General features: G+C 70.5%; 25 protein-coding genes. 11 read left to right on the top strand and 14 right to left on the bottom strand.

The annotated features are described in order from the left end of the window. Window positions 1-53 precede the first annotated feature (53 nt). The gene (gene npdG, locus ACIQNU_RS05530) at window positions 54-788 is read left to right on the top strand and encodes an NADPH-dependent F420 reductase (RefSeq protein WP_401361166.1); all 735 of its coding nucleotides are present in this window, start codon (window positions 54-56) and stop codon (window positions 786-788) included. A 133-nt stretch (window positions 789-921) separates the two neighbouring features. Continuing rightward, complete coding sequence (locus tag ACIQNU_RS05535) at window positions 922-1,119, top strand: hypothetical protein (RefSeq protein ID WP_401361168.1); 198 nt, start codon at window positions 922-924, stop codon at window positions 1,117-1,119. On the opposite strand, the gene ACIQNU_RS05540 is transcribed toward ACIQNU_RS05535, so the two are convergent. After that, window positions 1,109-1,906 (bottom strand): site-2 protease family protein, encoded by a 798-nt coding sequence (locus ACIQNU_RS05540; RefSeq protein ID WP_401361170.1) that lies wholly within the window; start codon window positions 1,904-1,906, stop codon window positions 1,109-1,111. The two genes, ACIQNU_RS05535 and ACIQNU_RS05540, sit on opposite strands and share 11 nt — an antisense overlap. A gap of 282 nt (window positions 1,907-2,188) precedes the next feature. Between ACIQNU_RS05540 and ACIQNU_RS05545 the strand changes: the two genes are divergently transcribed. After that, window positions 2,189-5,635 (top strand): AfsR/SARP family transcriptional regulator, encoded by a 3,447-nt coding sequence (locus ACIQNU_RS05545; RefSeq protein WP_401362470.1) that lies wholly within the window; start codon window positions 2,189-2,191, stop codon window positions 5,633-5,635. Window positions 5,636-5,701: 66 nt separating this feature from the next. On the opposite strand, the gene ACIQNU_RS05550 is transcribed toward ACIQNU_RS05545, so the two are convergent. The 5 genes from ACIQNU_RS05550 to panB all read right to left on the bottom strand — a co-directional run bounded on the left by ACIQNU_RS05550 (window position 5,702) and on the right by panB (window position 10,550). Then, complete coding sequence (locus tag ACIQNU_RS05550; protein WP_401361172.1) at window positions 5,702-6,523, bottom strand: ABC transporter permease; 822 nt, start codon at window positions 6,521-6,523, stop codon at window positions 5,702-5,704. After that, on the bottom strand, window positions 6,520-7,545 hold the full coding sequence (locus tag ACIQNU_RS05555; protein ID WP_401361174.1) for an ATP-binding cassette domain-containing protein: 1,026 nt from the start codon (window positions 7,543-7,545) through the stop codon (window positions 6,520-6,522). The genes ACIQNU_RS05550 and ACIQNU_RS05555 overlap by 4 nt, the downstream gene beginning before the upstream one ends. 98 nt (window positions 7,546-7,643) lie before the next feature. Beyond that, window positions 7,644-8,849, bottom strand: coding sequence for a GDSL-type esterase/lipase family protein (locus ACIQNU_RS05560; protein WP_401361176.1), 1,206 nt, complete (start codon window positions 8,847-8,849; stop codon window positions 7,644-7,646). Window positions 8,850-8,854: 5 nt separating this feature from the next. Continuing rightward, window positions 8,855-9,466 (bottom strand): TetR/AcrR family transcriptional regulator, encoded by a 612-nt coding sequence (locus ACIQNU_RS05565; RefSeq protein WP_401362472.1) that lies wholly within the window; start codon window positions 9,464-9,466, stop codon window positions 8,855-8,857. A 199-nt stretch (window positions 9,467-9,665) separates the two neighbouring features. After that, window positions 9,666-10,550 (bottom strand): 3-methyl-2-oxobutanoate hydroxymethyltransferase, encoded by an 885-nt coding sequence (gene panB / locus ACIQNU_RS05570; RefSeq protein ID WP_401361178.1) that lies wholly within the window; start codon window positions 10,548-10,550, stop codon window positions 9,666-9,668. Window positions 10,551-10,795: 245 nt separating this feature from the next. On the opposite strand from panB, the gene ACIQNU_RS05575 reads away from it, so the two are divergent. From ACIQNU_RS05575 to ACIQNU_RS05590, 4 genes are all read left to right on the top strand, one after another. Further along, on the top strand, window positions 10,796-12,388 hold the full coding sequence (locus tag ACIQNU_RS05575; protein ID WP_401361180.1) for an MFS transporter: 1,593 nt from the start codon (window positions 10,796-10,798) through the stop codon (window positions 12,386-12,388). Between the two features lie 70 nt (window positions 12,389-12,458). Then, window positions 12,459-13,055, top strand: a complete 597-nt coding sequence (locus ACIQNU_RS05580; protein WP_401361182.1) for a TetR/AcrR family transcriptional regulator — start codon at window positions 12,459-12,461, stop codon at window positions 13,053-13,055. A gap of 171 nt (window positions 13,056-13,226) precedes the next feature. Then, entirely contained in the window at window positions 13,227-14,267 is a 1,041-nt protein-coding gene (locus ACIQNU_RS05585) for an endonuclease/exonuclease/phosphatase family protein (RefSeq protein WP_401361184.1), read from the top strand. Window positions 14,268-14,433: 166 nt separating this feature from the next. Continuing rightward, window positions 14,434-15,663 carry an MFS transporter gene (locus ACIQNU_RS05590; protein WP_401362474.1) on the top strand — a complete coding sequence of 410 codons (1,230 nt, stop codon included), beginning with the start codon at window positions 14,434-14,436 and terminating at the stop codon, window positions 15,661-15,663. A 372-nt stretch (window positions 15,664-16,035) separates the two neighbouring features. Here ACIQNU_RS05590 and ACIQNU_RS05595 read toward each other — a convergent pair whose 3' ends face one another. After that, on the bottom strand, window positions 16,036-16,236 hold the full coding sequence (locus ACIQNU_RS05595) for a hypothetical protein (RefSeq protein ID WP_401361186.1): 201 nt from the start codon (window positions 16,234-16,236) through the stop codon (window positions 16,036-16,038). Continuing rightward, window positions 16,233-16,553, bottom strand: coding sequence for a hypothetical protein (locus ACIQNU_RS05600; RefSeq protein ID WP_401361188.1), 321 nt, complete (start codon window positions 16,551-16,553; stop codon window positions 16,233-16,235). Before ACIQNU_RS05600 ends, ACIQNU_RS05595 begins: the two co-directional genes overlap by 4 nt. Window positions 16,554-16,773: 220 nt before the next feature. Between ACIQNU_RS05600 and ACIQNU_RS05605 the strand changes: the two genes are divergently transcribed. Beyond that, on the top strand, window positions 16,774-17,001 hold the full coding sequence (locus ACIQNU_RS05605; RefSeq protein WP_401362476.1) for a GntR family transcriptional regulator: 228 nt from the start codon (window positions 16,774-16,776) through the stop codon (window positions 16,999-17,001). 22 nt (window positions 17,002-17,023) lie between these two features. Here ACIQNU_RS05605 and ACIQNU_RS05610 read toward each other — a convergent pair whose 3' ends face one another. Next, window positions 17,024-17,644 carry a hypothetical protein gene (locus ACIQNU_RS05610; protein WP_401361190.1) on the bottom strand — a complete coding sequence of 207 codons (621 nt, stop codon included), beginning with the start codon at window positions 17,642-17,644 and terminating at the stop codon, window positions 17,024-17,026. A gap of 245 nt (window positions 17,645-17,889) precedes the next feature. On the opposite strand from ACIQNU_RS05610, the gene ACIQNU_RS05615 reads away from it, so the two are divergent. Continuing rightward, window positions 17,890-18,294 carry a hypothetical protein gene (locus tag ACIQNU_RS05615; protein ID WP_401361192.1) on the top strand — a complete coding sequence of 135 codons (405 nt, stop codon included), beginning with the start codon at window positions 17,890-17,892 and terminating at the stop codon, window positions 18,292-18,294. 3 nt (window positions 18,295-18,297) lie between these two features. On the opposite strand, the gene ACIQNU_RS05620 is transcribed toward ACIQNU_RS05615, so the two are convergent. From ACIQNU_RS05620 to ACIQNU_RS05640, 5 genes are all read right to left on the bottom strand, one after another. Continuing rightward, on the bottom strand, window positions 18,298-18,876 hold the full coding sequence (locus tag ACIQNU_RS05620) for a hypothetical protein (protein ID WP_401361194.1): 579 nt from the start codon (window positions 18,874-18,876) through the stop codon (window positions 18,298-18,300). Window positions 18,877-18,922: 46 nt separating this feature from the next. Continuing rightward, the gene (locus ACIQNU_RS05625) at window positions 18,923-19,051 is read right to left on the bottom strand and encodes a hypothetical protein (protein ID WP_401361196.1); all 129 of its coding nucleotides are present in this window, start codon (window positions 19,049-19,051) and stop codon (window positions 18,923-18,925) included. Window positions 19,052-19,104: 53 nt separating this feature from the next. Next, entirely contained in the window at window positions 19,105-19,272 is a 168-nt protein-coding gene (locus ACIQNU_RS05630; RefSeq protein ID WP_401361198.1) for a hypothetical protein, read from the bottom strand. Between the two features lie 140 nt (window positions 19,273-19,412). After that, complete coding sequence (locus ACIQNU_RS05635; protein ID WP_401361200.1) at window positions 19,413-19,916, bottom strand: hypothetical protein; 504 nt, start codon at window positions 19,914-19,916, stop codon at window positions 19,413-19,415. Continuing rightward, entirely contained in the window at window positions 19,913-20,173 is a 261-nt protein-coding gene (locus ACIQNU_RS05640; protein WP_401361202.1) for a hypothetical protein, read from the bottom strand. The genes ACIQNU_RS05635 and ACIQNU_RS05640 overlap by 4 nt, the downstream gene beginning before the upstream one ends. Window positions 20,174-20,536: 363 nt before the next feature. Here ACIQNU_RS05640 and ACIQNU_RS05645 point away from each other — a divergent pair, with 363 nt between their 5' ends. Together ACIQNU_RS05645 and ACIQNU_RS05650 are read left to right on the top strand one after the other, a co-directional pair. Continuing rightward, entirely contained in the window at window positions 20,537-21,367 is an 831-nt protein-coding gene (locus ACIQNU_RS05645; protein ID WP_401361204.1) for a helix-turn-helix domain-containing protein, read from the top strand. Beyond that, window positions 21,364-21,564 carry a DUF397 domain-containing protein gene (locus tag ACIQNU_RS05650; RefSeq protein WP_401361206.1) on the top strand — a complete coding sequence of 67 codons (201 nt, stop codon included), beginning with the start codon at window positions 21,364-21,366 and terminating at the stop codon, window positions 21,562-21,564. Before ACIQNU_RS05645 ends, ACIQNU_RS05650 begins: the two co-directional genes overlap by 4 nt. Window positions 21,565-21,770: the final 206 nt, after the last annotated feature.

A 21,770-nucleotide genomic window follows, 5' to 3' on the forward strand; every position in this document is an offset into this window, starting at 1 on the left:
GGCCACGTGCTTGTGCTACGGCGTGTTCGGTCGACGGAACGTAAGGTCGCCGTATGACTTCTTCCTCCGCTTCCGACGCCTCCGACCGTGCTTCCGACCGGCCGCAGAAGGCCCCCGCCAAGGACCCGTGGGACCTTCCCGATGTGTCCGGGCTCGTCGTCGGCGTCCTCGGCGGCACCGGGGACCAGGGCCGCGGCCTCGCGTACCGGCTGGCCCGCGCCGGCCAGAAGGTGATCATCGGCTCCCGCGCCGCCGAGCGCGCGCAGACCGCCGCCGGGGAGCTGGGCCTCGGTGTCGAGGGCGCCGAGAACGCCGAGTGCGCCCGCCGCAGCGACATCGTCATCGTCGCCGTGCCGTGGGACGGGCACGCCAAGACGCTCGAAGCCCTCCGTGACGACCTCGCGGGCAAGCTCGTCGTCGACTGCGTCAACCCGCTCGGCTTCGACAAGCAGGGCGCCTACGCGCTCAAGCCCGAGGAGGGCAGCGCCGCCGAACAGGCCGCCGCGCTGCTCCCCGGGTCCCGGGTGACGGCCGCGTTCCACCATCTGTCGGCCGTGCTGCTCCAGGACGCGTCCGTCGAGCAGATCGACACCGATGTGATGGTGCTCGGCGAATCCCGCGCCGACACCGACCTCGTCCAGGCGCTCGCCGCCCGCATCCCCGGGATGCGCGGCGTCTTCGCGGGCCGCCTGCGCAACGCCCACCAGGTCGAATCGCTCGTCGCCAACCTGATCTCGGTCAACCGCCGCTACAAGGCACACGCGGGCCTGCGGGTCACGGACGTCTAGTACGGGCGTCCTTCGGTACGGGCGTCCTTCGGTACGGGCGTTCTTCGGCACGGGTGCCGGGTGGCGTGCCCGTGTGGTCGGGGCCTGGGGGACACTGGGAGCGCAGCAGTGTCCCCCGACAGGAGCCGAACCGATGCCCCGCCTCGCCCTCTACACCCTCGCCGTCTGCGCGCTCGCCGTGGCCGCGGCCGTGATCTCGTTCGTCCAGGGCAGTTGGCTGCTCGGCGTCGTCTGGGTGCTGCTCGCGGGCCTCTCGTCCAACATGACCTGGTACTACGTCCGCCGCGCGAAGCTCCGCGCCGCCGAGGCGTCCGCCCCGGTCACCCGCTGACGCAGCCCGGGTTGGTCTCCTTCCAGAACCGGTAGAGGTTCTGCCCGCAGTACGAGTCCACCTCGCCGACGCCCATGCCCCGCAGCAGCGCGTGGATGGCGTCGAAGAACCAGATGTTCACCTCGGGGATCCACAGCACCGCGAACACGGCGAGCAGCCCGAACGGCGCGAACGGCTCCACCTGCCGCTTCACCTTGTACGACAGCCAGGGCTCGATCACTCCGTACCCGTCGAGCCCCGGGACCGGCAGGAAGTTCAGGATCGCCGCCGTGACCTGGAGCAGCGCCAGGAACGCCAGGCCGTACCGGAAGGTCGCCGGGACGCCGTCCAGCGCGTGCAGCCAGAACGGGGCCGTGCACACCAGCGCGAACAGTACGTTCGTCAGGGGGCCCGCCGCCGAGATCAGGCTGTGCTTCCACTTGCCCCGGATCCGGTCGCGCTCGATGAAGACCGCGCCACCCGGCAGACCGATCCCGCCCATGATCACGAAGATCACCGGCAGCACGATGCTCAGCAGCGCGTGCGTGTACTTCAGCGGGTTCAGCGTGAGATAGCCCTTCGCGCCGATCGAGATGTCGCCGCTGTGCAGGGCGGTGCGGGCGTGCGCGTACTCGTGCAGGCACAGCGAGACGATCCACGCCGCCGTCACGAACAGGAAGACGGCGAATCCGGGCTGATTCGCATACCCGGTCCAGACGGCCCAGCCGGAGACGGCGGTGACGGCCACGATCCCGAGGAAGACGGGGCTGACCCGCCGGTCGCTGCGGCGGGTGGAGGCGGTGGTCATCTCGCGGTGCTCCTGGGGTACGGGGCTGGGGTGCGGGGCTGGGGTACGGGGACGGGCCGTGTCGTGCGGCTTCGGTGCGGGCCGGGGCCTGCCGACCGTATCGGTCGCACGCCGAAAACGTCTCGCGGTACGACAGGAGTTCCGGAGAGGGTGGCCTTCATGACACCGCAGCCCCCGTATCCGCCACCGTCCCCGCCTCCGGGGCGATCAGGGGCGGCGGAGCCCATGCCTCCGCTCCGGCCGGGGGCACCGGCCGCACGGCAGCGGGCGCGACCGGTGACAATGGACCCCGTGCGTTACCGGATCCTCGGCACCACCCGGGCCCAGCGCCCCGACGGCACCCCGCTCCCCGTCGGCGGCGCCCGGCTGCGCGCCCTGCTCACCGTCCTCGCGCTACGGGCGGGCCGGACCGTGCCCGCGTCCGTGCTCGTCGACGAGGTGTGGGGCGCCGAACCGCCCGCCGACGCGCCGGGCGCCCTCCAGGCCCTCGTGGGCCGCCTGCGCCGGGCCGTCGGCGCGGACGCCGTCGCCTCGGTGGACGGCGGCTACCGACTGCGCGCGGGCACCGACGACGTCGACCTGTACCGCTTCGAGCGGCTGGCGGGAGAGGGCGCGCGGGCGCTGGCCGACGGGGACGCGGCCAAGGCGGCGGGCGTCCTGGACGACGCCCTCGCCCTGTGGCAGGGCCCGGCGCTCGCCGACCTCCCCGACCACACCGCCGAGGCGGCCCGCGCGCAGGCCCGCCGCCTCGACGCCCAGCGCACCCGGCTCGCCGCCGCCCTCGCCCTGGGCGACGCCGAGCGCGCCCTGCCCGAACTCACCGCCCTGTGCGACACCCACCCGCTGGACGAACCCCTCCAGGCACTGCGGCTGCGCGCCCTGCGGGCCGCCGGCCGCCCGGCCGAGGCACTGGCGCAGTACGAGGACGTGCGCCGCGCCCTCGCCGACCGGCTCGGCACCGACCCGGGGCCCGAACTGCGCGCCCTGCACGGCGAGTTGCTGAGCCCGGCCGACGGCCGCCCCGGGCCCGACGGCCACCGAGCCCCCGGCCCGTACGACGACCACTCCGCCCACAACGGCCACCGCGCCCCCGGCACGTACGACGGCGTCACCGCACCCGGCCGGCCCACCACTTTCTCCACCCCCGCCGCCGCGCCTCCCACGACGGCCCCCGCTCCGGCCCCCGCGCCCCGCCCGCCCGGCAACCTCCGCGCCCGTCTCACCTCCTTCGTCGGGCGTGAGACCGACATCGAGGTGATCCGTGACGACCTCGCGCGGGCCCGGCTGATCACCCTGCTCGGGCCCGGCGGCGCCGGGAAGACCCGGCTGTCGCAGGAGGCCGCCGAGAGCGCCGCGCGTGACCCGCGTGACCCGGGGGACTCGCGTGACCTGTCGGACGGGGTGTGGCTCGCGGAACTGGCGCCCGTGGAGGACCCCGACGACGTGCCCGAGGCCGTCCTCACCGCGCTCGGCGCCCGCGAGACCGTCCTGCGCGGCGCGGGCGCCGAGGAGATGCGCGTCGTCGCCGACCGGTACGGCGAGAGTGCGCTCGACCGGCTCGCCGAGCACTGCGCGCAGCGCCGGATGCTGCTGATCCTCGACAACTGCGAACACGTGGTGGAGTCCGCCGCGCGCCTCGCGGCCCACCTCCTGGAGCGCTGCCCCGGCCTGACGATCCTGGCCACCAGCCGCGAACCCCTGGGCGTACCGGGGGAGTTGCTGCGCCCCGTCGAGCCGCTGCCGCAGCCCGTGGCGCTGCGTCTGTTCGCCGACCGGGCCGCCGCCGCGCACCCGGGGTTCCGGGTCGAGGACGCCCCGGAAGCCGTCGCCGAGATCTGCCGCCGACTCGACGGGCTGCCGCTCGCCATCGAACTCGCCGCCGCCCGGCTGCGGATGCTGACGCCCCGGCAGATCGCCGACCGCCTGGACGACCGTTTCCGGCTGCTGACCAGCGGCGCACGGACCGTACTGCCCCGCCAGCAGACGCTGCGCGCGGTGGTCGACTGGTCCTGGGACCTCCTGGACGAGCCGGAGCGGACCGTGCTGCGCCGCCTTTCGGTGTTCGCGGGCGGCTGCGACCTCGCCGCCGCCGAGGCCGTGTCCGGCCCGGCGGCCCTGGACGCGCTGGGCTCCCTGGTCGACAAGTCCCTCGTGGTCGCGGCCCCGGCGGCGGACGGCGCGATGCGCTACCGGCTCCTGGAGACCGTCGCCGAGTACGCCCGTGAGCGTCTGGACGAGGCCGGCGACCGCCGGGACACCGAGCACGCCCACCTCGTCCACTACCGCGAGTTCGCCCGCACCACCGACCCCGAACTGCGCGGCCCCGGACAGCTCGCCGCCATCGACCGCTTCACCACCGAGTACGAGAATCTGCGTACGGCCCTGCGGTACGCGGTCGCCACCCGCGACGAACAGGAGGCGCTGTGTCTCCTGCTGTCGCTGTGCTGGTTCTGGCAGGTCCGCGATCTGCGCACCGACGCCCGCAACTGGGCGCGGGACGTCACCGCGCTCGGACCCGACCCCTTCGCGCCGCCCGCCGGACCGGCGCCCCCGATGTACGAGAGCTGCACCGCGCACCCACCGCCGATGGCCCCGGACGTCCTGGTCGAGGCGCGGCGCGGCGCCCACCTGATCCTGGTGTCCTGCATGGACATGGAGCTGGACACCTGGCAGACCCCTCAGGCGCGGGCCAAACTCAAGGCCATCGCCGAGAGCTACCGGCCCGGACTGCCGCAGATCTGCCGTGTCCCCGGGTACCTCTGGTTCTACGCCGTCATGCTGACCGGCGACCTGAAGGCGCTGCGCAGGGTCGTCGACGGGACCGTCGACACCGCCCGCGACCTCGGCTACACCTGGGAACTGGCGACCGCCCTGCATCTGCGCGCCAACATCCTCGCCAACCGCACCGAATGGTCCGGCGACGCGACCCGGGACGCCGACGAGTCGCTGGAGATCTTCGCCCGTATCGGCGACGCGTGGGGCACCGCGGAGGCGCTGTCCGCGCGCGGTGAGGCGTACGAGCGGCTGGGCGAATTCGCCCGCGCCGCCGACGACTACCAGGCGGCGATCGTGCACGCCGAGGCGCTGGGCGCCACCGCCCAGATCGCCGTGCTGACGGCCCGGCTCGCCGCCGTCCTCATCGAGAGCGGGAGCGCGGCCGAGCGCGGCGAGGAGATGCTGCGCGAGATCATCCGGACGGACGGCGACGCCCACCACGAGGGCATGCCCGCCGCCCGGCTCTTCCTCGTCCTGCGGCTCGGCCGCACCGGCCGGCTCGCGGAGGCGCACGAGGAACTGCGCCTGATGCGCCAGAAGTTCAGCGCGGCGAACTTCGTCTTCTTCGACGGGTATCTGACCGGCGTGGAGGCATGGCTCGACATCGCCGACGGGCACCCCGACAAGGGCCTGGAGAAGCTGCGCGCCGCGATGGCGCTGACCACGGACCCGATGTCGAAGATGATCGCCCCGCACATGCCGGCGATCCATCTGCTGACCGGCTCCCTCGCGCTCGTGTCGTACCCGGGCGGGGCGCGGGTCCGGGACGCCGCCCGACTCCTCGGCGCCGCGACGGCCCTGCTGCCGCCCCAGCACTTCCCCACCGCGATGGAGCGGGAGTTGCGCGCGGAGGTGGAGGAGGTCGCCCGCGGGGCCCTCGGTGACGCGGCCTACGACGCCGCGTACGCCGAGGGCGGCGGCCTCACGTTGGAGGAGGCCACCGCCCTGCTCTGAACCGTTCCCGCCCTGCCCCGTTGTGTGCGCGTACCGTCCCGCGTCCGCGTGGGCCATCGCGGGGCGTCAGGCTTTGGTGCGGAACTTGTGGATCGCGATCGGCGCCATCACCACGGTGATCGCCACCGCCCAGAGCAGCGTGATCGTCACCTCGTGGGCGACCGGGCCGCCGTTCATCAGGTTGCGCGCGGCGTCCGCGAGCGTCGACAGCGGGTTGTAGTCGGTGAACGCCTGGAGCCAGCCCGGCATGGAGTCCGGCGGCGCGAAGATCGAGGAACCGAACTGGAGCGGCATCAGCACGAGGAACCCCATTCCCTGGATGGCCTGGGCGTTCTTCATCACGACGCCCAGGGTGAGGAAGATCCACATGATCGAGGAGCCGAAGACCATCGCGATGCCGATCGCGGCGAACAGACCCGGCACGTTCGACACGGACATACCGAGCATGAACCCGACGGCGAGCAGGATCGCCGAGGCGACCAGCATCCGCCCGATCTCGACGACGATCTTCGCTATGAGGACCGACGACCGGGCGATCGGCAGGGACCGGAAGCGGTCCATGACACCGGTCTGGAAGTCCTGGTTGAAGCCGGTGCCGACGCCCATGGCGAGATTCATGCCCATCATCGCCATCAGGCCGGGCACGACGTAGTTGACGTACGCGTCCTGGTTGCCCTTGCCGGCGATGGCGCCGCCGAAGACGAACACGAACAGCAGGGTGAACACGATCGGCATCAGCACGACGTCGAACATCGACTCCGGGTCCTGCCGGATCCACAGCACGTTCCTGCGGACCAGGGCGCTGGTGTGCCGGAGGTGCGCCCGCAGCCCGATCCGGCCGTCGGCCCGTCCGGGGGCGGGTGCGGCGGTGACGGTGGCGGCGCTCATACGGCGACCTCCTCAAGGGCGGGGGCGGGCTGGTCCTGCGGCGCGGTGGCCTTGTGGCCGGTGAGGGACAGGAACACCTCGTCCAGGCTGGGCAGTTCGGTGGTGAGGTCGGCGAGGGTGATCCCGCGCGCGGTGAGGGCGCCGACGACGGCCGTCAGTTGTTCGTCGCTGAGGATCGGCACCAGGACGGTGCCGGTCGCGGTGTCCACGGTCGCGTTCGCCGGGCCGGTCAGCCCGAAGTCGTCCAGCGCCGCCGCCGTCGGGCGCAGCTCCAGCGGGTCGGCGGGGCGGATGCGGAGCGTACGGCCGCCGACGCGGGCCTTCAGCTCGTCGATGCCGCCGCCCGCGATGACCTTGCCGCGGTCGATGACCGTCAGCTCACCGGCGAGCTGCTCGGCCTCCTCCATGTACTGGGTGGTCAGCAGCACGGTCACACCGTCGCCGACCATCCGCTTGACCTCGTCCCACACCTCCATGCGGGTACGCGGGTCCAGGCCGGTCGTCGGCTCGTCCAGGTACAGCACGGCCGGGCTGCCGATCATCGACGCGGCGAGGTCGAGCCGGCGGCGCATACCGCCCGAGTACGTGTTGGCCGGGCGCTTGGCCGCCTCGGTGAGCGAGAAGCGCTCAAGGAGTTCGTCGGCGCGGACACGGGAGTCCTTGCGGGTCAGATCCAGCAGCCGGCCGATCATGTACAGGTTCTCGCGCCCCGACAGCTTCTCGTCGACGGAGGCGTACTGGCCGGTCAGACCTATGACGCGGCGGAGCTGGCGGGGCTGCTTGACGACGTCGTACCCGGCGACGGTCGCGCTGCCCGAGTCCGGCGTGATCAGGGTGGACAGGATGCGGACGAGGGTGGTCTTACCGGCGCCGTTCGGGCCGAGTACGCCGCGGACCGTGCCCTCACGGACGTCGAGGTCGACTCCGTCGAGGGCCTTGGTCTGGCCGTAGTGCTTCACGAGTCCCCGCACGGAGACCGCGACCGCTCCCGGCCGATCGGAGAATGAATCGGTGTGCGTCATGCCCCAGACGCTCCCACCCCCCACCGACAAACCCCCGACACCCGACCGACAGCAAGACCGACACCACCCGACATCCCGCCGACGGCCCCCGCCCCGAGTCACACCACGGCAGTCCGGTCCGCGAAGAGGCCGTTCGGGGTGAAGGCGTGGGATGCGAAGCGTTCGCCCATGCGGTGGTGGGTGGTGGCGTCGGGGTGGAGGGCGTCGGGGAGGGGGAGTTCGGTGGCGTCGGCCTCGCCGTACAGGGCGCGGCCGTCGAGGTAGGAGAGGTTCGGGTCCTCGATGGCCCGTTGTGTCACGATTCGGGACAGTTCGTCGCGGATGATACGCAGGGTCAGCTTTCCGTTCGCCGTCTCCGCCGGGTCGCCCGTGGCGCGGAACCGGAGTTGGCCCTCGGCGAGGGAGCCGAGGTCCACGGCGGCCGGGCCGGGGGTGTCCTCGTGGATGGGGCACAGGATGGGCGAGACGACCAGCAGCGGCGTCGTGGGGTGGCCCTCGCGGATCGTGTCGAGGAAGCCGTGCACGGCCGGTCCGAAGGCGCGCAGCCGCATCAGGTCGGCGTTGACGACATTGATGCCGATCTTGACGCTGATCAGATCGGCGGGCGTGTCCCGCAGCGCCCGCGCCGTGAAGGGGTCCAGCAACGCGCTGCCGCCGAGACCCAGATTGATCAGCTCCACACCGCCCAGCGACGCGGCGACCGCGGGCCAGGTGGTCGTGGGGCTCGCGGCGTCCGAGCCGTGGCTGATCGAACTGCCGTGGTGCAGCCACACCTTGCGGCCCCGGTCCGGCAGGGGCTCGACGGGAGCGTCGGTGCGCAGCGCGACCAGCTCGGTGGTCTCGTTGTGCGGCAGCCAGATCTCGACGTCCTTGTCGCCCTCGGGCAGCCCGCTGAAGCGGACCGTGCCGACCGGACCCGCCCGGTGCTCGGCGCTCCCGGTCGTCATGTCGATCGTCAGCGTGTTGCCGCCGGCCACGGTGCCCTGACCGGCCGGACGGCCGTCCACGAGCAGGTCGTACACGCCGTCCGGGCGCGGCGGGGCACCCACGTAGACCCGCTTGGTGGGCAGGGTGTCCAGCTCCACGGCGGTGGCCCGGGTCCGCAGCGCCAGCCGCACGCCGGAGGGCTGCGACTCCACCATCGCGAGCTGCGGGTCGGCGCACTGGGCGCGGGCGCGGGCGGGCAGCCGGTGCGGCAGCACGCCGTGCGCGGTGCGCTCCAGATCGAGGGCGCCGCGCAGGAGGTCGGCCGTGATCGGGGTCGTGATCCAGCGGGTGGTGTTCTCGTGATCGAGGGTGCTCATCGTCCTCAGCCTGTGGTGTCGGTCGTACGGGATGGGGGGACCGGTCCGGTCGGTGCCGGCCAGTTCCGCAGCAGGGCGTCCAGGGCGTCGATGACCCGCGTCCACGTCTCGTCCGAGTCCGGGGCGCTGTGGCTGAAGCCGCCGCCCAGCTCCAGGCTGACGTAGCCGTGGAAGACGCTGCCGAGCAGCCGGACCGCGTGGGTCTCGTCGGGCTCCGTCAGGTCGTAGCCGCGCAGGATCGCCCGGGTCATCCGGGCATGCCGTACGCCCGCGCTGGCCGCCGCCGTCTCCGCGTCGAGCCGGAGCTGCGCCGCCGCGTAGCGCCCCGGATGCTCCCGGGCGTAGTCGCGGTAGACGTTCGCGAAGGCGGCCAGCGCGTCCTTGCCGGCCCGCCCCGCGAGCGCGGCGGCGACCCGGTCGGCCATCTCCTCCAGGGCGAGCAGGGCGATCCGGACCTTGAGGTCCTGGGAGTTCTTCAGATGCGAGTAGAGGCTCGCGACCTTCACGTCGAACCGCCGGGCGACCGCCGAGACGGTCACCTGGTCGAAGCCGACCTCGTCGGCCAGTTCGGCCCCCGCCAGGGTCAGCCGCTCCGTGTTGAGTCCCGCGTACGCCATCATCGTCCCCTCGTTTGCCAGAACCGATTATGCATACGCCTAATAGCTTTAGGCAAATGCCTAGGTGGCAAATTCCTAGGTGGCGACGGCTCGGGGTCCGGTTCCGGACACGGGACAGCCCGCCGACGGGGGAAGATCGGCGGGCTGTCTGGTGCCGCAGTGGATCAGTGGCCGGTACCGCGAGGGATCACGGGTCGGATCAGTGGACGGAGTGCTCCTCGGCGGGGAACGTCCCGCCGACCACCTCGTCCGCGAACGCCCGAGCCGCGTCCGTCATGACGGACCGCAGCTGTGCGTACTGCTTCACGAACCGCGGCATCTTCCCGCCCGTCAGGCCCAGCATGTCCGTCGACACCAGCACCTGGGCGTCGCACGCGGCCCCGGCCCCGATCCCGACGGTCGGAATGTGCAGCACCCGCGTCACCTCGGCGGCCAGCTCGGCCGGTACCAGTTCGAGGACGACCGCGAAGGCGCCCGCGTCCTGCACCGCCTTGGCGTCGCGCAGCAACTGCTGGGCCGCCTCCTCGCCGCGCCCCTGCACGCGGTAGCCCATGGTGTTCACGGACTGCGGGGTCAGCCCGATGTGCGCCATCACCGGGATGCCGGACTCGACGAGCAGCTCGATCTGCCGGTGCGACCGCTCGCCGCCCTCCAGCTTCACGGCGCCGACCCCGGCGTCCTTCACCAGCCGCATGGCGCTGCGCAGCGCCTGCACCGGCCCCTCCTGGTACGTCCCGAAGGGCAGGTCGCCGACGATCAGGGCGCGCTTGGTGCCCCGTACGACCGCGGCCGACAGCATGGTCATCTCGTCCAGGGTCACGGGCACGGTGGTCTCGTACCCGAGGTGGACATTGCCCATCGAGTCCCCGACGAGCATCACCGGGATCCCGGCCTCGTCGAAGACGGACGCGGTCATCGCGTCATAGGCGGTGAGCATGGGCCACTTCTCGCCCCGCTCCTTGGCGACGGTGAGGTCGCGTACGGTGATGCGCCGGGTGCTCTTGCCTCCGTACAGCGCTTTGCTGCTGTCGGGGGTCTTACCGGCATCCCGGCCGGGCTCGGCGGCAGCCGAAAGCTGCGTCATCGCAACGGCTCCTTCTGTCATCTCAAGGCGCCCTGACGGCGTCCCTGGACCGCCTCCATGGTGGCACCTGGTGCCGCCGATCGGCTAGGGCAGGGGGTGGTCAGGGGTGGGGTGAGCGTCACACCGCCCGGACGCCCGCCATACAGCCCGCCCGCCGGACCGCCCGCCCCACCGCCGCGTAAAGTTCTCTCCATGCTTTCCGATACGAGACGGTCCCGTATCGGAAATTCTCTACGCTGCTCCTCATGACTTCTCCTGCCGACAGCGCCCCGCGCATACCCGAAGCCGTGCACCGGCGGCGCTGGGCGATCCTGGCCGTTCTCATGCTGAGCCTGCTGATCGTCGTCCTCGACAACTCGATCCTGAACGTCGCGATCAAGACGATCTCCACCCCGGCCCCCACCGGCCTGGGCGCCACCCAGAGCGAGTTGGAGTGGGCGATCAACGCCTACACCCTCGTCTTCGCCGGCCTCCTCTTCTCGGCGGGCCTCCTCGGCGACCGCCTCGGCCGCAAGAAGGTCCTCATCGCGGGCCTCGCCGTCTTCGGCATCGGCTCGGCCCTCGCCGCCGAGTCCGGCTCGTCCGCCCAACTCATCGCGTTCCGCGCCGTGATGGGCCTCGGCGCCGCCTTCGTGATGCCCGCGACGCTCGCCGTCCTGATGAACGTCTTCGAGCGCGACGAGCAGCCCAAGGCGATCGGTATCTGGGCGGGAGGCGTCGGCCTGGCCATCGCCATCGGCCCCATCACCGGCGGCGTACTCCTCGACCACTTCTGGTGGGGCTCGGTCTTCCTGATCAACGTCCCCATCGTCGCCATCGCCATCGCCCTGATGCTCGTCCTGGTCCCGGACTCGCGCGACCCGAAGCCAGGCCGGATCGACCCCGTCGGCGTGCTGCTCTCCGTCGTCGGCCTGGTCCTGCTGGTGTACGGCATCATCAAGGGCGGCCAGCTCGCCGACTTCACCGACGCCGAGGTGCTGCTGACCATCGCCGCGGGCCTCGTCGTCCTCGGCCTGTTCGTCTGGTACGAGAAGCGCAGCGACCATCCGTCCATCGACATCGCCTACTTCAGGAACAAGGTCTTCTCGGCCGCCATCGCCGCCATCGCGCTCGTCTTCTTCGCGCTGATGGGCGTCACCTTCTTCTCGGTCTTCTACACCCAGAGCGTGCGCGGCTACTCGCCCCTCCAGACCGGTCTGCTGATGCTGCCGCTCGCCGCCGCGCAGATGATCTTCGCGCCGCGCGCCCGGCTCGTCGTGGACCGGTTCGGCAACCGCGCCGTCACCACCGGCGGACTGCTGCTGCTCGCCGCGATGCTCGCCGCCTTCACGGTGCTCGACGCGGACACCCCGATCTGGCTCCTGGAAGTCATCTTCTTCCTGATGGGCACGGGTATGGCGCACATCATGACGCCGACCAGCGTGGTCATCATGCAGGCGCTGCCCCGCGAGAAGGCCGGGTCCGCGTCCGCGCTGAGCAACACCTTCCGGCAGGTCGGCGGCGCGCTCGGCATCGCCGTACTCGGCTCGGTCCTGTCGGGCGTGTACCGCTCGTCCATCGAGGACAAGCTGGCCCTCGTCCCGGCCGGGATGCGGCACGCGGCGGGCGAGTCCATCGAAGCGACCCTCGGTGTCGCCGCGAAGCTCGGCCCCCGGGGGCAGGACCTCGTCACCCCGGCGAACGACGCCTTCCTGCACGCGATGCACCTCACCGCCCTGTGCGGAGCCGGTGTCGCGGTCGTCGGCGCCCTGGTCACGGCGGCCTTCCTGCCCGGCAGAGCCCCGAAGCTGTCCGAGCCGCAGAAGGAACCGGGGGAGACTGTGACCACGGGGAGCTGAGCACGGCGGCCGGTGCGGGACCGGGCGCGCCGATCCCCCCTCCCGCGAGGACGCAGCGAAGGGAAGGCAATTGAGCACGGCAAAGGCCCTCAGGGGCCGCCCCCGCAGCGAGGCGGTGGAGCGCGCCATCCTCGAAGGTGTGATCAAACTCATCGAGGACGGCGTGCCTCTGGCCGAGGTCTCCATCGAACTCGTGGCCCGTACGGCGGGTGTGGGCAAGTCCACGATCTACCGCCGCTGGAGCGGTCGCGAGGCCCTGTTCTGCGACGCCCTGCTCGCCGCCGAGGCCCCCGACCCGGACCTGCCCGGCACCTCGGTGCGCGACGACCTCATCGCCATCCTCGAAGCCGTCCGCAGAAGGGGCGTGGTGAACCGTTCCTCGGCGCTCCTGCACAACGTGCACGCCCAGATGAAGTCGCAGCCCAGGCTCTGGGAGGCGTACCACGCGACAGTCATCGAGCCGCGGCGGCGGCGCACGAACGAGGTGTTGCGCCGGGGCCAGGAGACCGGCGAGATCCGCGCCGACCTGGACGTCGACCTCGTCAACGACCTCTTCGTGGGCCCGCTCCTGGTGCGCTCCGTGATCCGCCCCGGCGCCGACCTGCCGGAGAGCCTGCCGACGGACGTCGTGGACGCCGTTCTGGCCGGGTTGCGCCCTCCGGAGTGAATATGAGCGTTTCGTTACAGACCGCCCGGTGGGTCCCTTACCCGGAACTTGTCGTACCGCGCCGCTCGTCCCACTGCCCGTACGGCCGTCGTGGAACGGCCGGAACAACAGCGATCATCGCCTAGGGTCTTGGGCGGAGACGAAGTGCACGGCAGGCAGTGAGGCGACGGTATGGCGCAGCAGACGTACGCGATGGACACGGACAGCGGCGGCTCCCCCGACCGCCGGAGATCCGGCCTGCGACGTCTGACTCATGGCTGGGGCGAGGGCAAAGGGCCCTGGCGGCGCGGCCTCTTCGTCGCCGCACTCGCCCTGGCCGTCGCCCTGGTGACGATCCTTCACGCGCAGATCCCCAACACCATCGGCAACCTCGGCAGCCTCAACGAGACGTTCCTGCCCTGGCTCGGCGTCTTCGTGCCGCTGCTGTTCGTCCTCGCCGTGATCCGCAAGTCGGGCACCGCGCTGATCGCCGTCATGGTGCCGGCGATCGTCTGGGTCAACCTCTTCGGCGGACTGCTCACCGACAAGGGCGGCGGCGCCGGCACGGCCGGCGATCTGACCCTCGCGACGCACAACGTCAACGCCGAGAACCCGGACCCCGAGGGCACCGCACGCGACCTGGCCGCCTCCGGCGCCGACGTCCTCGCCCTGGAGGAGGTCACGGCGCGGGACGTGCCCGTGTACGAGCGGGCGCTGGCCGCCAAGTACCCCCACCACTCGGTGCAGGGCACGGTCGGGGTGTGGAGCAAGTACCCGCTGAGTGCGACCGCGCCCGTCGACATCAAGCTCGGCTGGACCCGCGCACTGCGCACGACGGTGACCGCGCCGACCGGGAAGATCGCCGTGTACGTGGCGCATCTGCCGTCGGTACGGGTGAAGCTCAACGCCGGGTTCACCGCGAGCCAGCGGGACCAGAGCGCCGACGCGCTCGGCGAGGCCATCGACAGCGAACCGCTGGCCAAGGTCGCGCTCCTCGGCGATCTCAACGGCACCATGAACGACCGGTCCCTGAACGGCGTCACTTCGCAGATGCGGTCCGCGCAGGGCGCGGCGGGCAACGGGTTCGGGTTCAGCTGGCCCGCGTCGTTCCCGATGGCGCGGATCGACCAGATCATGGTGAAGGGTGTCGAGCCGGTGGCGTCGTGGACGCTGCCGCGCACCGGGAGCGATCACCTGCCGGTGGCGGCACGGATCCAGCTCCGCTCATCGTGAGCGCTGTTCGAAGGGCGCCCGCAATCACGCATTAACCTCACGGAATACTGGGCCTGGCAGACTTTGTTTCGTACGCGAACATAGTGCGTACGCAGTCGTACGCGTCGTACGCGAACGTGTCGCCCCCTTCTTCCGTGAAAGTTCATCCGTGAAAGGCCCCTTCCTCATGCCCCTGGCCCTGCTCGCCCTCGCCGTGGGCGCCTTCGGCATCGGCACGACCGAGTTCGCGATGATGGGGCTGCTGCCCGATGTCGCGGGCGACCTCGGTACCTCGATCCCCTCCGCCGGACATCTGGTCTCCGCGTACGCGCTCGGCGTCGTCGTCGGCGCCCCGCTGCTCGCCGCCGTCACCGCGCGGCTGCCCCGGCGCCGCGTCCTCGTCGGCCTGATGGTCCTCTTCGTCGCGGGCAACGCCCTGTCCGCCGCCGCGCCCGACCACGGCTGGCTGCTCGCCGCGCGGTTCCTCAGCGGGCTGCCGCACGGCGCGTTCTTCGGGGTCGGGGCCGTCGTGGCGACCGGGCTCGTGGCGCCCGAGCGCAAGGCGCGGTCCGTGTCGCTGATGTTCCTCGGGCTGACCGTCGCGAACATCGTCGGGGTGCCGGCCGCCACGCTCATGGGGCAGCACCTCGGGTGGCGGGCCACCTTCCTCGCCGTCAGCGCGATCGGGCTCGTCGCCATCGCCGCGCTCGCCCTGCTGGTACCGGACGACCACACCCGGGGCGAGAGCGGCGGGCTGCGCGGGGAGATCGCCGCGCTGCGGGGGCTGCCGGTGTGGCTGGCGCTCGGGACGACCGTGGCCGGGTTCGGGGCGCTGTTCTCGGCGTACAGCTACATCACGCCGATGCTGACGGACGCCGCCGGGTACGGGGATGCCAGTGTGACGGTGCTGCTCGCGCTGTTCGGGGTCGGCGCGACCGCCGGGAATCTGCTCGGGGGGCGGCTGGCGGACCACTCGCTGCGGGGCACCCTGTTCGGCGGGCTGATCGCGCTCGGGGCCGTGCTCGCCCTCTTCCCGCTGTTGATGCGGGCCGAGTGGAGTGCGGCGGTGGGGGTGACGCTGCTGGGGACGGCGGCGTTCACGACCGGGTCGCCGCTTCAGCTGATGGTGATGGAAAAGGCGGCGGCTGCGCCGTCGCTGGCCTCTTCGGCGAATCAGGCGGCGTTCAATCTGGCGAATGCCGGCGGCGCCTGGGTGGGGGGTCTGGTGCTGGCCGCCGGATTCGGCGTGACGTCTCCGGCGGTGGCCGGGGTGGGGCTCGCGGTGCTGGGGATCGTGGTGGCGGGGGTGGCGTACGGGGTTGACCGGCGACGGTCGGATCTGCCCGTCATGCCGGGCCGCCTGATCGCGGCCCATGTCCCACCGGCACGACAGCAGACTCCTACGCACACTCCCTGACGGTCCCCTTCGGGGAACCCGTGAACCGGGTTGTGCCCACCCGTCCCTCCCCCCAGTGCCTCAAGGGCCTGGGGGGACCCCCAGCGGAACGCCTGCCCACAACGGGAACGGGGGTACTGAGGGGACGGGCCGCCGCCCACCCCCGGCCGCGACGGCGAGACATCCCATGAACCCTGGAAGCGCCCGGCCTTCCCTCCCCCCGCCGCGATGGATAGTTCCAGGTCAGTGGTGGCGTGCGGGGTTGGAGGGGGCGAAGCCCCCGGGGGATGCCGTCGTTGCCCCCGAAAGGTCCGGTTCCTCATCTCCGCCGCGACGGCGAGCAGTCCCACGGTGGTGGCCGGCGGTGCCGAGCCGGCCGTCCCGAGCGAGGGACTACGGGGCCCGTAGCTCGTCCTCTGGGGTCGGGCCCGCCCCGAGCTTCATGGCGTGCTCGGGGCAGGCGTAGAGGGTCGTCCCGGGGCCGCTGTTGCTCTGGATCCAGCGGACTGCCACGGGGGCGGTGGTGAGGGTGCGGCACTCAATGCACAGGGCGACCGTCACGGCAGGGTCGGTGGTCAGTCCGTCGCGCGTCACGCTGCCACCTGCTCCCGCTTTACGAGGCTACCGAGGGGCATGGTCGGGAAGTCGTAGTCGAGACCGAGGGCGGCGAACTCGGCAGCCCAGACGCGTTCACGCTGTAGCTCGGAAAGCTCCTGTGTGCGCTTGTCCCGGAAGATGGCGCGCACTTCCTGAGCGGACGGAGCTGTCCACGGGCGGGACCAGGGCGAGGCGGGGACCGGGGCGGGTTCGGGGGTGTGGGCGGCGAGGTATTCGGCGGTGTGTCGTCCGGGCCGGCGAGGGATGAGGACGGAGAGCACCCAAACAAGGGTGTGGGGGATAGAGTCGCGCATGGTCGTTTCAGCTCCCTAAAGCTGTTTCGGCAAGCCCCGACAGACCGCGTAGGACCGGTCTGGCGGGGCGTTTCTGTTGTGCTCCGCATAACGGTAGACCAACTCCGCTAACTCAGCTACACCGCTAACATCGCTAAGTCGCACATTCGATGAGTGGGTGTCTACGCTTCCCCTCATGCCTGAGACCCCGAGCGGCCCGCACGGCCCTCGCGCCCCGTACATGCGGGTGCGCGATGCGCTGATCGCAGCGATTGAGGCGGGGACATACGGACCGGGCGACCGAATCCCCTCGGAATCGCAACTCTGCGCGACTCACAAAGTGGCGCCGATGACTGCTCGCCGAGCGGTGCGGGAACTCAAGGCGCGCGGAATGGTCTACACCGAGTGGGGCAAAGGGTCTTTCGTGGTCGGCCGGTCCGGCGAGGACGAGCACCAGGACGACGGGTAGGGACCATCCGGGGCTTGCCCCCTCACAGGTCCAGTACGGTCACGCCCCGCAGCTTGCGGTGAAGCCGCTGGGCGAGCATCCCGGGATACCGGGGCTTATTGAAGCTGGAGTACGCGTCTTGCTCGGACGGAATCCAGCTTTGTAGGTCAGCGGCTACGCGGTAGAGGGTGCCGGACACCCCACTCAGCACCGACTTGCGGGCGAGCAGCACCCGCGCGGTCTTCTCGTCCCGCAGGAACGGGCACGCCTGGAACGTCACCGGAAGGCATGTCAGACATACAGGGGGCGCGTCGGTCGTGATCTTGTTGAGCGGTTTCGGTCCTCCCCCCGGACGCTGCCACTCGATGAACACCGTGCCCGCGTCGGTCTCGGCCGGTTTCGCACACACCTGACACAGCAGTCGGTCCATGCATTCGCGCTGTCGTAGCGGGTCCATGAAGGCCCAGAGGGCACGTCCGCGCTCGTCCTCGGGCGGCCTGGTCATGCGGGCCCACAGGTTGCCGTGCGCGTCGCGGTCATCCGGGCGGGGGTGCATGTAGGCGAGATGAGGTACACCGTTGCGCGGCACTTCCAAACACAGGTCCGACTCACGGGGCCCGAGTTCGTTGCTGTAGGCGGTGACGTAGGGGATGAGAGCGGGCACGGCTGATCCTTCTACGGAGGGGCCGGAAAGGGATACCCCGTCCGTGTGCTCCGGAGGCAGCACACGGACGGGGCAGGCGGAACCTTGCACGGTGCGCACCGTGGGTCGGTACCTCATCCGTTGCTGAACACGCCCAGCGGCCCCGCAACGGGTTTCGCAACCCGGTCCGGCGCTCGTCCCCGTGAAGGGGGTGGTGCGGTCCGGAACGGGCGTCTGTGGTGCTGGCAAAAAGCTAGGCTCCGGTCATGCCCGAGCCCTTCGTGAACGGCGATGTACACCACCGTGCGTGCGGTATCTGCCCTTCCCGCCGGTTGCCTGTCGGGGGTTTCGATGTGTGGCAACGACCGACGAGAGAATGCCCGTTCAATCCCGAGGACGGGCACCGCTACGCGCCCGATGGCACGCCGGTTTGCGTCCACCCCGAAAAGGTCGGGCTCCCTGCGGGCCGATACAAGAGCGAGGGCGCCCCGTTGGTGGTCGAACTGGACCTGCCGCCCGACCCTTCCGAAGTGGTGCCGTACCTACGCGATGTGCTGTGGAACGCTGCACCGGTGCTGCTCGATGACCTGATCTCTCAGGCACAGCAGCAAGTTCGGCAGCGCTTCCCCGAGTTGGACCCGCTCACCGTGATGCGGCGAGCCCTCGGGTAGCCGCTATACGGCAACGGGCCCGAAGGTGATGTTGTGCGCGAGCCCCATACGGCGGAACCCCGCTGCCTCGTACCTCTCGCGCAGGATGCCGAGCCGGCGGGTTACCTCGTCGTGCGTGATCCAGTACCGGGAGGGCGGCTCGCCCCACGCGGCGCGGTACGCCTGGTGGGTGTAGTCGTCCCGCGTCCAGTCGGTGTGCTCCTGGTCGGTCTGGTGGATGATCTGCGCGCCCACCCGAGCCGTGATCCGGGCGAGGATCTGCGGCTGAGCAATCATCGCGTGCGTCATCTCGTCCACGGGCACGGCGACAGGGATTTCCGCCGCGCGCTCGTCGCCGGTCGCCTCGAACACGGCGGCCTTGAGACAGAGCGCCCGCAGACCCTCGATGAACAGCGGTGCAGCGTCGGCGGCCTGGTCGTACTCGCTGATGACCGGTCCGCCGGAAAAGCACGTCCAGTCCTCGTTGTAGCGGAGGCTCGCGGCCTTGAACGCGGGGAACTCCGGATCGGCCTCAAGAGCCGTCAGGATCTCCCGTGCGCGCTCGGCCACGCGGTCCGCGCTGGGAAGTTCGACAGTGGTCATTTACTGCACTCCTTACGTTGCGTACCTCGGGTTGGGTCGGCTGTGGCTATGCGACGAGCAGCAGGTATCCGCCGAGCGCTGCGGCGGTGTCGTACTGCTGCTCGTCGTCGTCCGGGTTGATCGGTTCGACGGTCTCGGTCTCGGTGTCGTCGTCGGGGAGTTCGGCGGTCGGCATTTCTTCTCCTCGGGGGGTCTTGAGGGCGTGGACTGTCGTGTCCGGCAGGGCGGTTACTCGTCGTCTTCCGGGGCTCCGTACAGGATTTCCGGGGTGTGGTTGCGTACGTGCCGGTCCGCCAACGCTCCTTGTGTCTGGTCGGGGCGGGGCTTCGGGTTCTTCTTCGTGTCCCGTTTGATGGCTGCCGCGGCAGCCGCAACCGTGTTCTTCGCCTTGCTCATTGCACCGTTCTCCGTTGGTTGGTATGGGGTGGGCCCGGTCGGCTGCCGACCGTCACGCAGACAGCCGACGGGGGTAGTGCCCGCCCCCTGCGAGTGATCACGTTTGGGGAAGCGATCCAGTCGGGGCAGGGGGCGGAGTCTCAGGGATGAATTCCGGGGACGCGCCACGGGTTCTTCGCGAGCACGTACAGGGGATGCGAGAGACCACCGATTCGTTGCCGTATCGGCTCGGGCAACCCCGGTTCGGGCTCGCCGGCGGGCAGCCGGACCGGCCAGACACAGAGGGTGTACGTACAGTCCGCATCCGGGACCTTGACGAACAGGGGGTGCCCGGCCTTGATGTGGTCGCGGGCGGCCCGCTGCTCCTCCGGGTCTTCGGCCCACACACGTAAGTCCGTGGGGCAGTCGGGCACGGGGACGATCGCTGTGCGCATGGCGGGTTGCACCCACGGGGAGTGGGTGGGGTCGGGGTCGAGGCGGTCCGCGATCCGCAGGGCTTCGCCCTGGAGCCAACGGAGCGCGAGTATCGGGGAGATGGTCTGGAAGGTGCCCAAGACGTACTGCGCGGCTTCGCTGGTGCCGTACACCGGTCCTTCGGCACGCACTTCGGACCAGTAGCCCTCCGGATCGGGTGCGCGGTTCATACGGTCCCCTCGCGCCACATCACCCAGGGCCGTTCGATGACTTCGGCGTAGCTGGTGTGGTCGGCGTGGTCGCGGAGGTGGGCGAACGCCCAGGTCAGGGGTTTGGTGGGGTCGGTGCTGGTGGGCGACTTGGCGTCGCATTCGGTGTCGTCGTCGGTGAGGGTGAGGCAGCGGAAGGCGTACGTGAGGGGCGGGGCGTCGTCGTCCTGGTCGGGTCGTAACGTCCATCGGACGTAGCGGAATACGCGGCGAGTCACGCCGGTCACAGGTACTCGCCCCGGCTTCGCGCGTTCGCACGGGCAGTCTTGGCCCGCAAGCGCTCATCAGGAGTCGGCTGCCGGGCGTCCTCGGGGGCAACGGTCCACTCGGTACCACCTAATACGGGACGCAGGGACCACCGACCGCACCACTCACCGCGGAACTCCCCGACCCGTTCGTGCGCGTCAACCAAGAGCGTGCCGGGGGGAGGGACTTGGAGAGATTCATACCGCTCGACTGGAAGCCCATCGCCAGACACAGATCACTCCTCTCTGTAGTGAATCCACTACCGGGAGGTTCAGCGTGACCTAGTCTCAAGGAACCTTCAACATCCCCCTAGTTGAATGAAAGTTGGGTACAGGGTGACCAACCGCAAAGAGCTTGACCCTGCCGAGGGGCCCCGCGCAGCCTTCGGAGAGCGTCTACGCAGGCTGCGAGAGGAGCGCGGATGGACTCAGGATGACTTGGCAGGTCGTACCGGATACTCCGCTTCGCATATTTCGGGCGTGGAAACTGGGGCACGAAATCCAACTTCCCGATTCACTGCACGTTCCGACAGGGCGTTCGGTACTGGCGAAGCACTAGCTCGGCAGGGGGCGGCCGTCCGGGAATCGGCGATACTCGACGGCTTCCCTGAGTTCGTCAGATATGAGGCCATGGCCTCAGAGATCCGCCTGTTCGAACTGGGGATCGTTCCCGGCTTGCTTCAGACACCGGAGTACGCCGCAGCCATCACGAGGGGTGCCGTACGACGCGGCGCGATCACGCAGGAGCAAGCAGACGAACGACTTGCGCTCCTGGCTCGCCGACAAGCGTCGATTGCGCGGACACCGCCCCCGCAGATGTACGTCGTGCTGGATGAAAGCTGCATCAGGCAGCTTGTAGGCGGACCCCGCGTCCTAGCGCAGCAGTTGGGGCGGCTTCTGGAAGTCGCGGACATGCCTAACACCGTTGTACAACTCGCCCCGTTCGAGTTGGGGGAACGCCGGTCCTTCTACACGCCCGTTACCTTGGTCACGCTTCCTGACGGGTCTTGCATGGCCTACGCGGAGTCCGCGCACTCCGGGCGCCTAGAGCGTGATACGCGGTTGGTCCGGCCTCTTTTCACGGCCTACCATCAGCTAGAGGCTGAGGCACTCTCGCAGACAGAGTCCGTAGCCATGATCAGTCAGGTAAGAAAGGGCATCCTGTGACACTCCGCTGGTTCAAGTCCTCCTACAGCGCCAACGGTGGCCAGTGCATTGAGGTCACCGCCGACCTGATCGTCTCTCACGGCATGGCCCCCGTCCGTGACTCGAAGAACCCGAGTGGCCCGGTTCTCGAATTTCCCGCCAGCACGTTCGCTTCCTTCGTGGCAGGCGTCAAGGCCGGAGAGTTCGACATAGTCTGAATACTCCGATTTGCGCACCGATTCCCACAAGACGAAAGCCCCGCCGTACCCCCACATCGGGAAGTACAGCGGGGCTTTGCTCACGCCGCCCGGAGTCGGGACGTGCAACGAACGGGCGCCCGGAGCACCATCCCTTCGGTCGGCTCCAGCTTGGGCATGCGGTCGGTCAGGTACACACCCCACGCGTTACGAGTCCCGGCGATCCG

The organism is Streptomyces sp. NPDC091292 (genome assembly GCF_044757265.1).
In the GTDB taxonomy this organism is placed as follows: Bacteria; Actinomycetota; Actinomycetes; order Streptomycetales; family Streptomycetaceae; genus Streptomyces.

Coding starts and splice junctions, on each gene's coding strand:
- ACIQNU_RS05630 (WP_401361198.1), bottom strand. CDS start 19,272: ATGAGCAAGGCGAAGAACACGGTTGCGGCTGCCGCGGCAGCCATCAAA.
- ACIQNU_RS05625 (WP_401361196.1), bottom strand. CDS start 19,051: ATGCCGACCGCCGAACTCCCCGACGACGACACCGAGACCGAGACCGTC.
- ACIQNU_RS05620 (WP_401361194.1), bottom strand. CDS start 18,876: ATGACCACTGTCGAACTTCCCAGCGCGGACCGCGTGGCCGAGCGCGCA.
- npdG (WP_401361166.1), top strand. CDS start 54: ATGACTTCTTCCTCCGCTTCCGACGCCTCCGACCGTGCTTCCGACCGG.
- ACIQNU_RS05560 (WP_401361176.1), bottom strand. CDS start 8,849: ATGAGCACCCTCGATCACGAGAACACCACCCGCTGGATCACGACCCCG.
- ACIQNU_RS05555 (WP_401361174.1), bottom strand. CDS start 7,545: ATGACGCACACCGATTCATTCTCCGATCGGCCGGGAGCGGTCGCGGTC.
- ACIQNU_RS05565 (WP_401362472.1), bottom strand. CDS start 9,466: ATGGCGTACGCGGGACTCAACACGGAGCGGCTGACCCTGGCGGGGGCC.
- ACIQNU_RS05600 (WP_401361188.1), bottom strand. CDS start 16,553: ATGCGCGACTCTATCCCCCACACCCTTGTTTGGGTGCTCTCCGTCCTC.
- ACIQNU_RS05575 (WP_401361180.1), top strand. CDS start 10,796: ATGACTTCTCCTGCCGACAGCGCCCCGCGCATACCCGAAGCCGTGCAC.
- ACIQNU_RS05615 (WP_401361192.1), top strand. CDS start 17,890: ATGCCCGAGCCCTTCGTGAACGGCGATGTACACCACCGTGCGTGCGGT.
- ACIQNU_RS05635 (WP_401361200.1), bottom strand. CDS start 19,916: ATGAACCGCGCACCCGATCCGGAGGGCTACTGGTCCGAAGTGCGTGCC.
- ACIQNU_RS05535 (WP_401361168.1), top strand. CDS start 922: ATGCCCCGCCTCGCCCTCTACACCCTCGCCGTCTGCGCGCTCGCCGTG.
- ACIQNU_RS05605 (WP_401362476.1), top strand. CDS start 16,774: ATGCGGGTGCGCGATGCGCTGATCGCAGCGATTGAGGCGGGGACATAC.
- panB (WP_401361178.1), bottom strand. CDS start 10,550: ATGACGCAGCTTTCGGCTGCCGCCGAGCCCGGCCGGGATGCCGGTAAG.
- ACIQNU_RS05590 (WP_401362474.1), top strand. CDS start 14,434: ATGCCCCTGGCCCTGCTCGCCCTCGCCGTGGGCGCCTTCGGCATCGGC.
- ACIQNU_RS05550 (WP_401361172.1), bottom strand. CDS start 6,523: ATGAGCGCCGCCACCGTCACCGCCGCACCCGCCCCCGGACGGGCCGAC.
- ACIQNU_RS05540 (WP_401361170.1), bottom strand. CDS start 1,906: ATGACCACCGCCTCCACCCGCCGCAGCGACCGGCGGGTCAGCCCCGTC.
- ACIQNU_RS05545 (WP_401362470.1), top strand. CDS start 2,189: ATGGACCCCGTGCGTTACCGGATCCTCGGCACCACCCGGGCCCAGCGC.
- ACIQNU_RS05585 (WP_401361184.1), top strand. CDS start 13,227: ATGGCGCAGCAGACGTACGCGATGGACACGGACAGCGGCGGCTCCCCC.